At 40.8% G+C, this 13,613-nt stretch carries 6 protein-coding genes and 1 pseudogene; all 7 read right to left on the minus strand.

Going from position 1 to position 13,613, the window contains the following annotated elements:
- Positions 1-16: 16 nt before the first annotated feature.
- On the minus strand, positions 17-3,991 hold the full coding sequence (locus DXA54_RS26925) for a hybrid sensor histidine kinase/response regulator transcription factor (protein WP_120081119.1): 3,975 nt from the start codon (positions 3,989-3,991) through the stop codon (positions 17-19).
- 244 nt (positions 3,992-4,235) lie between these two features.
- On the minus strand, positions 4,236-6,761 hold the full coding sequence (locus tag DXA54_RS26930) for a family 20 glycosylhydrolase (protein ID WP_120081121.1): 2,526 nt from the start codon (positions 6,759-6,761) through the stop codon (positions 4,236-4,238).
- Between the two features lie 7 nt (positions 6,762-6,768).
- Positions 6,769-7,842, minus strand: a complete 1,074-nt coding sequence (locus DXA54_RS26935; protein ID WP_120081123.1) for a cellulase family glycosylhydrolase — start codon at positions 7,840-7,842, stop codon at positions 6,769-6,771.
- Positions 7,843-7,878: 36 nt separating this feature from the next.
- Entirely contained in the window at positions 7,879-9,357 is a 1,479-nt protein-coding gene (locus DXA54_RS26940) for a BACON domain-containing protein (RefSeq protein WP_120081125.1), read from the minus strand.
- A 46-nt stretch (positions 9,358-9,403) separates the two neighbouring features.
- A complete protein-coding gene (locus tag DXA54_RS26945) occupies positions 9,404-10,819 on the minus strand; it encodes a DUF5125 domain-containing protein (RefSeq protein ID WP_120081127.1) in 1,416 nt (471 codons plus the stop codon).
- Positions 10,819-12,462, minus strand: a complete 1,644-nt coding sequence (locus DXA54_RS26950; protein WP_243647691.1) for a RagB/SusD family nutrient uptake outer membrane protein — start codon at positions 12,460-12,462, stop codon at positions 10,819-10,821. The genes DXA54_RS26945 and DXA54_RS26950 overlap by 1 nt, the downstream gene beginning before the upstream one ends.
- Before the next feature lie 32 nt (positions 12,463-12,494).
- Positions 12,495-13,613: pseudogene (locus DXA54_RS26955) on the minus strand (SusC/RagA family TonB-linked outer membrane protein); the annotation flags it as partial.

The raw sequence follows: 13,613 nt of genomic DNA on the forward strand, positions 1-13,613 counted from the left end.
TATTTGGGAAAATTTTCTATTTTGGTGTAATTAAAGTATAGTTGCCTTTTTTAAATACCTCACGGAAATATTTCGCATCCGAGAACCCGACCATATCGGTAATTTCTGCTATTGTATATTCGCCCTGCTTTAGCAATTGTGCAGCATGTTGCAAACGTATCATCCGGATATAATCGGCTGGTGCATAACCTGTCAAGACCTTTAATTTATTAAAGAAACTCGTACGACTCATGTGATGGCGACTACTAAGCATTTCTACATTAAAATCCGGATCCCCCATGTTCTTCTCTATACATTCCTTGACCGAAGCTATAAATTTCCAGTCCAGAGTATTAGTACAATTAACCGGAAAACTCTGTTCTTCCTCTTCGATACTATTATAAACCTGACGGAGCAAAGCACGATTCGCCAGTAAATTCTTAATCGTTGCCTTGAGTATTCCTACACTGAAAGGCTTAGTGATATAAGCATCCGCTCCGATTTCCAGCCCTTCGAGCATATTCTTCTCATCTCCCAGTGCTGTCAGCAAAACGACCGGAATATGAGACATCTCAAGATCCCCTTTTATCGCTGAACAAAGTTCATCTCCGCTCATTTCAGGCATCATTATATCGGATATAACAAGATCCGGATTAAATTCCATGATTATGATAAGTGCATCCTTCCCATTCGGACAAGCCTGAATATTATAACTCGTCTTCAGCATATCCACCAGATAATTACGCAAATCATCATTATCCTCCACTATCAGGATACGTTGTAAGGAACTGTTTATCTGGGATATCTCCATAGCCGGCAAATCAGAAATACTACCCGGTATGATAGTCTCCGGACGTTCATCCGGCAGCTTGGGAGAAATAAATTTAGCTTTATGAAGATGGCTATTTCCTTTCGGGAAAGTAACTCGTACACAAGTGCCTTGTTGTTCATTGCTCTGAATCTGAATCTTGCCTTTATGTAATTTGACTAGTTTGTATACCAACATCAGCCCTATTCCGCTACCTGTCACTTTTAGATTGACAACATTACTACCTCTAAAACAGTTCCTGAACAATTTCTTCTGTTCGCACGAAGGAATACCAATCCCCGTATCTTTCACCTCAATGCTCCAGGTGCTTCCTTCCTCGCAGGCGGAAATGCAGACACTACCTTCTTCAGGTGTATACTTCAATGCATTCGACAAGATATTTTTCAGAATAGATCCCATCTTGTCACTATCAAACCACACATTCAGATAGTCAAAATTGCTTTCATAAACAAACCTGACATGTTTCATTTCAGCATATTTGCGAAAAGCGGCACAAACATCATTCATAAAAGTATTCAGCTCATACTCGGAAACATAAAGAGTGGATGAATAGACATCTATCCGTTCGAAATTTATCAAGTTAGTCGTCAGTTGAAGTAATGTATTCACATTCTTAAGAGCCATATTCATATGGGGTAACGCCTGTTCAGCCACCATACGATTTTCTACGACTTCCTCCAGTGGAGCTTTTATCAATGTAAGTGGTGTACGTATGTCATGAGCTGTATTAATAAAGAACCGTGTCTTCTCATCCGACACCTTCTTTTGTTTTTGTAACATGATGATACGGAATATGATAACCATAACAAGTATCAACAGGATTGCATAGCCTACCATAGCCCAAACACTGGCCCATGCCGGAGGCGTTATAACAATCTGAATATCTCTTGTCTCATAGGTCTTATACCTCTCTTCATTGGATATGGCACGAATCTGCAATGTATAACTGCCGGGAGGCAGATTTCTGACAAGAATCCGGTTATCCTGACTCGGACGGCTCCATTCTTTATGATAACCGTCAATTTTCCATGAATAAAGAATGTTGGAAGGATAATCATAATTAATGGAAGCTACATCAAGGGAAAAAGTGTTTTGTCCGTAAGCTAGTTCCAGCCGGTCAGTTTCATTAATATCCTTCTTCAGTGGAGAACCGTTATCACCCGGATAAACAGGATGATAAGCGATCATAAAATCGCGCAATAACAGACGTGAATAATGCGGTTCCGGTATCTGTATATCTGTCGGAAATTTGACAGCACCGTCATTACCACCGAAAACAAGCGTACTTTTGTTGCAGGTTGTGGCAGAACCTGCATTAAAATTGACACTCATCAATCCTTGTTCCCGTGTCCAGTTACGAAAAGAATGTTCTTGAGGGGAATAGATGGTGATACCAGTCTCCGTACCCATCAGGAGGCTCTCATCCTGCCGGGGAAGAATTGTATAAATATTGTCGGAAATCAACGCACAGTTATCAGTACGATATTGATGCACAAACTTCTTCTTGTTAATGTCATAAACAAGAAGTCCCGCTCCACGGGTACCAATATACAAGATACCGTCTTCTCTCTGGTATAATGCACATATATAGGGAGATTCAACGGGCAGGTCAATATACCGGTACCTCCCGGATTCTTTATCAAGCAGATAAAGTCCCATTCGCGTACCAATCCACATCAGCCGGTCATCCTTCTCCTGAATGGTAGTAATAGAACTCACTCCCGGATACAAACGTACACTTTTAGTCTCAAGATTGACACGCTTCAGATGATAATATCCACCGGACCAGATATCACCTCCCGAATCTTTTTTAATGTCATAAATATATTGGTCGGGACGTACTCCTGCCATAGCGGCAGGAGAAAGATAAGTTACCTTAAACCCTTTCTTCTTCTCTATCTTGTAAATACCTGATGTATAACCACCGGCCCACATTACACCGGGAGAGACTTCACACAGTGCTAAAAAAATGTGATTCTCATCATTTGGTACCGGATCAAAGGAACTAAAGAAAGAACGCCATTCTTTTGTATCAGTCTGATAGAAACTAATACCGTTACTGGTTGCAAACCAAAGGTCACCGTCACTATCCTCCACCACATCGTGAACCTGATCGTTCACCAGTGACCGGGTATTACCAAGGGAATGTTTTATCAAATCATAACTCCCATAACGGTTGTTGCGGATGGTAATGCCGGTGGGATAATTGGCAAGCCAGATGCGGTCTTCTTCATCCACATAGACATCATTAATATTGTTTCCATTCATCCCGTTATAACTACTATAATCAGCTGTTATATAGGGCTCACTTATGTATGTATTCACATCCAACTTATATACGCCTTTCCCTCCTGTAGCTACTAGAAGTTCATGAGCGTTTAAAGCTACGATCTGGTTAACCTCTACATTATTAGGTGATTGACAAGAGACGATTTTACCTGTTCCCCTCATGTCATATATAAGTATTCCCTCTTTGTAGTTTCCCACAAACAACTGTTTTGAAACAGCATGATAATAAAGTTCATGCACGGGCACAGTGATACTCTCCACTGCTTCATCAGAAACCAACTTCAACTCTCCCCCTTCTATCCCGGCACGGAACAGGCCGCCTCCCGTACCAATAAAGAAATGATTTCCATCCGTTTGTTCAATAGTAGCTATTTCACCATCAACCGGCATCAACATATGTGACGTCGTTCCGGTATGGGTATTATACCAGGTAATGCTATCTTTATAACATAGCCAAATACGGTCATTCTTGTCCAAATAACCGTAATTCAGAAACGCTTGCGACTTATTCCTGATCAGCTCCGGATGCACATAAGCCAGTTCAAACTTGTCATGTTGCGAATCATACCTAAAAATACGACCTTTCTGCCCGATTACCCATAATACATTCTCATTGTCCATATAAAGCCAATTCAAGGCAATCCGTGAATCCAACGTCATGTTATCGTCCGAAAAGTTGTAATGCTTGATATGTTTGCCATCATAACGGTCTATCCCTTCTTGAGTCAGAAACCACATATACCCCCGTCGGTCTTTTTGGATATGGTATATTTTCTGATTATTCAACCCGTCTTCCAGTCCTATGTACTTATAAATCTGTCCCTTGCTTACAGTACAATTAATGAGAAGAAGTATAAACAAAAAGAATCCTCTCATTTTTACAAAATTACTCATGTCTTTCACTAATATTCAAAAAAATACTCTGCAAAAAATATGAAAAAATTAATTAAAACGCAAGTCAAAAATGTATTCATATTTCAACCATCAATTAATATTAATACCCATACTTCCAGTTTTAAATTTGTTGAATATTATAAAGAAGAACTAGAATTTCAGCTACCCCTTAATATGTAAAATTCCATAAATGCATAAATAAAAAGCTATTCTAATATTATTAAAATAGCTTTTTATTCATATATCATCTATTAAACAATACGGTAGTTACACTCTCTTTTCCTAGATAAAAAGCCTTTGCTTTTATCAGTGGAGCATTGCATACTACCGGAGTTTGCCATTCTATGGAACTTTCCGTAGGCTCACTTCCATCGGTTGTGTACCGGATTACCGCATTGGGAATGGCAGTATTAGCCAGTAGTAATCCATTCTTTATCATAATACCGGGAGGAGACACCCGGAAATTTATTCCCCGCTTTGCCAAACGTGGCAACTCATAATCTACAATACCGGCATTGTATTTCCGTTTGGCATCCATATATACTTTGCCGTCCGGAGATAATGCCCACGATGGTTGAACATTCCAGGCGCGTTCTGCCAATCCGAAAACTTTTGGAAAAAGATAATATTCTATCTGTTCAAAACTACGGATAGTTTCCGACCATATTTGTCCGGACAGACCTTTAATATTTTGAGAGCCTTCCTTTGTCAAGAGCTGTTTTCCGTTTGAAGCAGCTTTCACATCAACAGGTTCACCTTTCAAATTCCGTCGTAAAGACTTATAAATATCAAAAGGCAACATATCAAACGTCACATACTCATCTACATAACCGCCCCAACGTAATCCCGGTTCTTCCACATGATAACAATATGCCATGTCTAGATAAAAGTTACCCACATTACAGAGTATAACCGGGTAGCCTGCATTAGCTAGCTTATACGGCACTTCATCCCCACCCTGCTCCGGAATAGTGTTCCAACAATAATTTAAGACCTTACTGTTTTTGAAATGTTCGTTAACGGTATTATCAGGATTCATAACAATGTCCTGCCATCCGACTGCCTGTATATTACGTTTGTCCAGCATTTCCAATATTTGTTCCAGAAAATAATCCTTCAGATCCCGTATCTTAGTCAGTCTGTTCTCTTGCATAAAAGTACGGCAGATAGAAGAACCTTCCCAAATACCTTCCGGCACTTCATCTCCACCCACATGGAAAGCAGTCAGTTCTACTCCTGCATCCTGATACATCTGCACGATTTCGTCAATCACTTTTTCAAGAAAATGATAAGTGGAAGGCATGGCAACATTAATCACATTGTCTGTGAAGTTCTGTGCCGACAGATATTGGGAAGTATCTGCAAAGTCAGTCAAAAGATATTCTTCCGCTTTCGATTGGTCTGTATCTATATATTTCTGATAACGGGCATTCATAGCCTTAATCGCTGCCCGGGAATGTCCGGGAATGTCTATTTCGGGAATAACTCTGATATGCCTTTCTTTCGCGTATTTCAGAATATCCATGAAGTCACTGCGAGAATAATATCCGTTGGCTAATGAAGTAGTATCTGTCTCATTCCATCCCCAGGCATACGCAGGATAAAGACATGTCTGTTCACCTATGGTATGTCCTCTGCGAGAAGCCATTTCTGTCAATTCCTCCAATCCGGGTATTTCTACACGCCAGGCCTCATCGTCACTCAAATGCAGATGCAGTACATTCATCTTATAGAATGACAATATATCGATCAATTTCAACAGATCCGCTTTCTTTGTAAAGTTGCGGGCTACATCCAACATAATTCCTCGATGCCCCATGTCCGGATAATCGGTTATATAAAGATTAGGTAGCGGAGAAGAAGTTAGTTCCATGTTATCTAATAAGGCAAGCAATGTTTGACAAGCATTAAATATGCCATGTGTATCACTAGCTTTCAAAGTCAACCGGTTATTCTTTATCACGATTTCGTAATATTCATCGGGATATTGACAGGTAATAGGAACCTCCATTTTCTTCAATTCAATGATTGTTTCTTCATCCTTATCGGAAACGCTGCATCTTAATAATGAAGTCAATTGACTTTTCAATAAAAGAGCTTCCTCTTTAAACGCATCATCAAACTTCAGACAGACTTTTTGAGAGAAAGAAGAAACACCGCCCGTCTTTTCCACTTTTTTAGGAGCAGGAAAAAGAGAAAGCATATCACAATCTACCGGTTTGCTGAAATCATCATTCTGCTTATAGAAATAATTTCCATCTGCATAGGGGAAGCTGTTCCTCGAGCTAACCCATTGGGCATCAGGCTTAAAAAGCTCGATCTCGATGGGGACATTTTGCGGTTGTAACGGTTTTCCTTTTTCATCAGTAGTTACCACATAAGCCCCTTCAGGAACCGAGGACACATTAATCACATTTCCTTCACTCAATATGGTAAAAGTGATTGTTTCACCCGGTGGCAATGCCTTGTAGTGTTCAGTGGGGTACATTTTATAGTAAGTCGAACCCAAACATTCAATTTCCAGCGGTGCATTAATAGGTTGCTGATAATAAATAGGTGTCTGATTAAAATAAATCACCCAATTATTAGTCAAGGATTTATTCCCATTATTCGTCAGGCAGAATGTATTCTTAAAATATCTGGCTTCCACACTATCTTTTTCCAGTTTCCATGTTAAGGATAGCTGTGAGGAAGGGGGTTGTTTACCAACCCCACAACCAAACAGGCATATTCCTACTATCATTACCCATATATTCCTCATAGCCATCATAAGGGAATTATTTAGTTAATGAACGAATACATTCCACTTCTTCTATTGAATAAGGTGTCCCATCGCTACGGAAAATATCATGGAACCACAAAGACGGTTCAGCTACGTCAGGCAACGGAGTATCCCATGCAAAGATTGTATTTGTCTTTCCGGCTACAAGTCCCCAGTTTATTGCACCGATATTTTCTTTCTTCAGCATCGGCATAATATCCTGAAAAGTACTATTTTGAGTACGTGCCATATATTCCGTACAAATCATCGGACGGCCATATTGCTTCAATGTGTCAATGAGCCGTTGATGCGAATCCAAAGCTTCATACGTATGATAGGTTATCACATCCGAATTTTCCAATTGGAACTTATTCAGATTAGTCAGGCTCATATCCCAAACTCCGGCCGACAGAGGTTGTGACGGATTCACCGTTCGTCCCCACGTAAATATTTTCTGCAATAACGGCAAACTTCTTTCACCGTATCTATATCCTCCCGAACCTCCGGGCTCATTATATAAATCCCATAATACAATTCTCTTATCATCCTTAAAGGTAGTCAGGATATCTTTCACATAGCTTTCCAATACCGGAAGTATCACTGCCGTATCGCCTTTATAATACAGATCACCCGGGTCACGTGCCCATCCCGAGTTGTGTACTCCCGGCTGTGGTTCCGGCTGTTTGCCAGCCTGATATACAGGATTCCAACAATCATCCAGGAAGACGAAGATGGTAGAGATATGATGCTTGTCGGCAATAGTAAGGTATTCATTGATACGTTTCTTAAAGCCTTCCTTATCTGTTTCCCAAACCAGGTGATGCAAATATACACGCATACAGTTCATTCCGATATCTTCTGCCCAGCCTAGTTCACGGTCAATAGTCACCGGATCAAAAGTATCAGCCTGCCACATCTCCAATTGGTTGATTGCCGTGCTCGGAATAAAATCACACCCACGGAGCCATCCCCATTGCTGATACCATTCATTAGCCTGCTCTTTCGTCCAGACTTCACGAACAGAGACTGTTTTCTGACTGCAGGCAATTAACATAATGCTAATAAAAAATGAGAGTAATATCTTTTTCATAATCGAATTTTACTTTATCTAATTAGAAACCTTTATTCATTTTCTCCATGTAAATATAACCATATCCCCCGGTTCAACCGCTATCGTAGAACCATCCGGACTTACAGTTGAGCCATCCTTCAGCACTCTGCTAACAGAACCATCCACATCAATTGCCAGATTCATCACATTACGAAAGTCTTTATTTACAACTACAAGATATTGGTTACTACCTTTCTCCAAGAAAGAGACAACAGCACCGGTATCACTCGTAGTCAATGATTTTATAGGAGTCGGCAGACTTCCCAAAGCTGTCGTTCCTTCCGGTATTTCACTTCCGGTATGAGATACTGAAATTACTTGTGCTCCCAAGAATATACCCGCAAGTTGTTGTACTTCCTGATTAACAGTCTTGACCAAATTATAAACTTCGGTCGGTTCGTCATGTTGAAGTCCGCGATAGGTAAAATACTGGATTGCCTGCGCACCATAAGCCAAATCACTCAAGACTTGTAATCTCAACTCGGGCAATGTCGGTATCTTATAAAAATGAGTTTCATCAAGCTTGTGGGAAAGTGCAAGTGCAAATGCCCAGAACGGCTTATTATTCTCTTTAGCAGCAGCCGATATTTCTTCCAGATTCCGATACCAGTCCGGACGGACAATGCTGGGAGCACCATTTATAGATACAATAGGATAATTGTCAAACGAAATAAATGGAACAGGAACTTGTTCTATAAACGACTTTATATTTTCAGAATAAAGTTCTTTCCCCCATGCCCAATTGGGGTATAAATTTATATAACAAGGATGATGGCTGTCGATGGTTTTAATCTTCTTCACCAATTCGCCCAAGCCCGGCAAATCATTCACTTCCGGTTCATCCTTCAAATGGTAGGCATACAAAGCCGGATGATTCATCATCGCTTTTACGACCTCTTCGGCAGTACCAACAGACAAGAGGTCCTTACAAGAAGTTATCATTTTCACTCCGGTCTTCTGTGCGGCGTCAAGCACCATCAATGTTGTTTCCAAATCATCATACCATCCCAGATAAATATTAATGCCGGATGCTTTCATCACCGGGAATTTCTCCAGCGACTTATCTGCTTCCACTCCGGTCCATGCTATAATCGGAAACTCTCCATCAGTTGTAGGGATATAAGAATTACCCTGCATGATCTCAATTTCTTGTGTCTTTACTCCATTAGGTACTACGCGGAATACAGCCGTACGTCCGGTTCCTGTATTTACATTTGCAGTAATTGTCACAGTTCCGTTTCCACTCCCTTTGGCCGGTGAGATGGTAACCCAAGACTGATCTGTCTCGTTTACAAATTTCCATTCCGTATTAGACTTTATCGAATAAACCTCCGTAAAACCGTCATTACCGATCTGTAACTTCTCCAAATTTCCGGAAATAGAAAAAGAGGCTTTCTCCGGGTCCATCGAACAGGACATCAATACCATTGGCAACATTGAAAAAAAGAATGCGACCAGTAATTTCTTACTATATGTTTTCATTGATATATACATAATTCTATTAAATATTAAATTAAAGACTATTAATCTTGATCCCCTCTTAATTATAAGGAGTCAATCGTATCACTTCTTTGGCTTTGTCAATATGTATCGTATAAAGTCCGGCTTTAAAATCAGGACCGGGAATCAGATCGCCAGGGGCACTTCTCGTAATCAGGTTAGCAGGTTCAACCGTATACAGATTCTTCGTGTCCTCCTCTTGTGCCCAACCATATCCTCTAAAGAACTTAAATCCCATAGTCTGGTCGATATACACAACTGCTTCAAAAGCACTTACACCTACCTTCTTAAAGAAGAACCATTGGTGAGGATATGCGAAATCCCAAGCAAGTGTAGCCACATAAGGTTCACGCGGGAATCCAACTCCAGTACCAACAATATACATCACTTCCGGATAAAAGACATCCCGCGGCCGCTCCATATACATAAAACCGTTTGATGTATTATATTTCAAATTATAAAGTACCGACGGACCATCGAATTTTGCTTTGCTCCCTGAAACATCTTTAAAGAATTCCGGCCGGAGCATATTGGCGACATCACTACCAAAACCTATAAAATTAATCTTGGCACTTTCCACCAGCTGAACATCCAACTGGACATATCCTCCTCCCACATCAAAGAAGCGGGACTTATCAATATCAATGCTGTATGTCAAAGTCTTATCAGCCAGAAAACTCAACATATCAAAAGTGATATTCTCCAATGTATAACTCCCTACCTTAGGAGTCGGAATCGAAGTAGCTGCATCATCAGTCACAATCGCGATCTTATCGTCTGAATATCCCCATACCAAACCGGAATAATCAGGTTTATTGTTTATTATCTTTTCGGCAACTTTAAAATGGTCGCCAATCCCTGCCAAATCCGCCGCACTCGTCCGGAAACTATAATCCGTTTCATTCTGACTCTCCTTGTCCATTTCATACACATTTCCCAAATCATCAACAAGGTATAATTTGGAAGGTGTTTCCGGACGGGTTACCACCACACTTGCGGCCTCATCCAAAGTCAGAGTCGACTCATTGCCACCTAAATCATTTACAGCTTTTATAGTCACCACAGGACGTCCATTCTGGAAACCGGCAACAAAAGGTAAAGTAGCTTCCTCTTCAATAACTGCAGAACGTCCGCTCAATCCTTTAGACAAATTCAAGATTTCGGCTCCATCCATTGTCACTAATAATTGGAATGAAACCAAATCATTATATTCATCACTGACCTGTGCGGTGAACTTCACTTTATCACCAGCCGCCACAACCGTTTCACCATTCACTCCCCGCAATACGGCATTTTCTATTTTAGGTTTTGAAGGTGTAGGCCACTCCGGCCATTCACTTGGCTTACTAACATCATCTTTTGCACACGAAAGGAGCAATAACGACGACATGAATAATACGTATATCTTTTTCATTTTTCTTAAGATCTCTAGTTTAACAATAATGAATGATGACATTAATTGCGAGCTGCCGCAAGATCCGCTTTCCATCCCTCACGTTCAAATGTCTGTACCAACACTTTTCCATAAGATTCCGAAGCTTGTTGAACCGCATAATTAGGAATAGGCACATATTGATGTGTAGGAGCCACTCCTTTGATCTTCGCTGTACGTTGCGCATACTGATTAAAACGGATGAGATCTATTTTACGCATCCCTTCATACAACATTTCATGTCCTCTTTCGGTAAGTAAAGCATCCAGGAAAGCTTCGGCACTAGCTGTTGCTGATGACGGAAGATCATCCAGTCCGGCGCGTTTACGCACCTCATTGACCGCAGCAACAGCGTCAGCAGACGGAGCAGCATTGTTTTTACGAACTTCGGCTTCCGCATACATCAACAAGACATCCGCCCAACGGGCTAACGGTATATCAGTCCCCTGAAAAGCCGTAGCTGTTTCCACCGGGAATTTATTAATTATAAATCCGTCCCATGTGGTTGTATTCCGGTCAATCCAAGTTCCGGCAGTCGTATAATATTTGGTAAGGATCACTTCACGACGTTTATCCAAAGGATCATACGTATCCCAAAATTTCGGAGACACGTTGAAGGTTTGTCCCCATCCCTGCCCTTGCAAGTAGAAAGGAGTCGGATTTCCCTGATCGTCCACTCTGGCTGCATTATCGGGAGTAGCGAGCATCATCAGCGGGTTAAAGTTACCGGACTTATTCGTACCGTCCGCCGTTTCATCACAGCTGACAGCCATAATCACTTCCGAATTGAAGTTATTGGCATTTTTAAATTGCTCAATATAAGGATTATCCCCTTTCTTGAAAAGACTATACCGCTCCTTCAACTCATTATACATATCAATTGCTTTCTGATAATAACCGGACATATAATAGCCTTCATTCAGGCAATGCCGCATGATGCATACACGTGCATAGTCTTTATTGTAACGTCCCTGTTCCGGCTGTGTATCTGCAATATACTGATAAGCATAATCAAAATCAGCCATAATCCACTCCGTCATTTGCTGCAATGTCGGACGTACCAGATTTTCCAGCTTTGAAGGATTAATCAGATCGTCCGGATCGACAATCAAAGGAACAGGACCATATACATGCAATAAATAATACATCATCAATCCACGGCAAAGACGGGCCTCGGCAATAAACTCCCTTTTACGCTCTTCGGAGACCACTTCGGTAGAAGCCTTCTCCAAAGTTCCAATCACATTGGTGAAGTAGGAAATCTCACTTACTTTCGGAAAATGATTCGGCCTTTCGTCACTTAACGTACCACTCGTATAATAGACACACTGACTGAAATCGGCTTTGGAAAGAAAGTAGTATCCGCCTCCCCAACCATTATTCCACACGGCCATTTCATCTGTTGGATAATCAAAGAACTTCAGTACACCTCCGGCAGGGATATACCAACCGTGCTGATTACCACTTGTTCCGGCACCGATCCAATAGGTCCATGTTGTCGTAAAAGGCATATAGCAGGTCATCATAAATGATTCGTATTCGGCTTCAGTCACCGGATAATTAGAAACATTCAACGTGCCATACATCTTCGGATCAAAATTATCCTCACAACTGCACATGATAAATGCAATCATGACAAACACCTTAAATAATTTATTCTTGCTCATATTTTCAATCTTTTCTTTCGTTACAGGTTTTCTTAGAAACATATTTTTGCTCCGAAGGAGTATGTTCTCGTCATCGGATACTCCGCTTTGGAGCCGTCACCACCCGTCTTTATTTCAGGATCGACACCTACAAACTTGGTAAAAGTAAACGGGTTCTGACAGTCGATAAAAACTCTGATAGAACTCACATAATCACCCACTCTTCCCAGCTTCTTTCCCGAAAGGTTATATCCTAAAGTGATATTCCTGACACGTACGAACGAAGCATTCTGATAATCTTCCTCAAAACCTACGTTACCGGGCAAAGCGACAGCCTTTGTTGAAGCAATACCACGCCGGTTTCCATTCTGATTGGTTTGAGAATTCCAGATAGTATATACATATTTGTTCGAATTCTTGGGACTTGTGTAATACACATCTCCGACAAGTGCCCAACGATATGCATAGTTATAACGTGTACGTCCGAATTGTCCATACATAAATACATCCAGATCAAAATCTTTGTATACAAATGTATTTCCAAAGCCTATATGAATTTTGGGAAGTGTATTCCGCATCTTTACATCATCAATCGTTATTTTATTATCCCCATTTGCATCCTTAATAATCGGATAACCGGGCTGTTGCGCGTCTGCCGGCAAAGACTTCTGCGATTCGGGCATATTGCTTTTATCTATGTTGATAACGCCTTCCGTTTCATAGTAATAATAAGCATTCACCGGTTCGTTCTTACGGATTCGATATTCTTCATAATAATAGTTGGGCATCCGTTCTTTCCAAACGGCATTATGATGTGATAAGGTCAATTGTGAGGTCCACTTAAACACACGGGGGATTTCAAAGTTAAGTGAGTTAATAGTCGCATCCCATCCGTAACGTACATAATGTCCATAATTCATCGGAACGGAAGATGTCATACTAAGCGGAGAGGCAGAGTCATATCCCAGCAAGTTGGTTACATCATTGCGGAACATATCAAAACTTCCCCAGATTCTATCTTTTAAGACTGAAAAGTCTATACCTATATTTTTCATGGTAGTCTTTTCCCAGGTAACATTCGGGTAATCAGGACCGCTAAGCAGATAGGGTACATAAGTCACTGAATTGTGTAGGCTAAGCACCCAGCGCCTTATCATATTTCTATGGTAGGT

Source organism: Bacteroides sp. OF03-11BH, assembly GCF_003604005.1.
GTDB classification, from domain to species: domain Bacteria; phylum Bacteroidota; class Bacteroidia; order Bacteroidales; family Bacteroidaceae; genus Bacteroides; species Bacteroides ovatus.

Coding starts and splice junctions, on each gene's coding strand:
- DXA54_RS26925 (WP_120081119.1), bottom strand. CDS start 3,991: ATGAGTAATTTTGTAAAAATGAGAGGATTCTTTTTGTTTATACTTCTT.
- DXA54_RS26930 (WP_120081121.1), bottom strand. CDS start 6,761: ATGATGGCTATGAGGAATATATGGGTAATGATAGTAGGAATATGCCTG.
- DXA54_RS26935 (WP_120081123.1), bottom strand. CDS start 7,842: ATGAAAAAGATATTACTCTCATTTTTTATTAGCATTATGTTAATTGCC.
- DXA54_RS26940 (WP_120081125.1), bottom strand. CDS start 9,357: ATGTATATATCAATGAAAACATATAGTAAGAAATTACTGGTCGCATTC.
- DXA54_RS26945 (WP_120081127.1), bottom strand. CDS start 10,819: ATGTCATCATTCATTATTGTTAAACTAGAGATCTTAAGAAAAATGAAA.
- DXA54_RS26950 (WP_243647691.1), bottom strand. CDS start 12,462: ATGAGCAAGAATAAATTATTTAAGGTGTTTGTCATGATTGCATTTATC.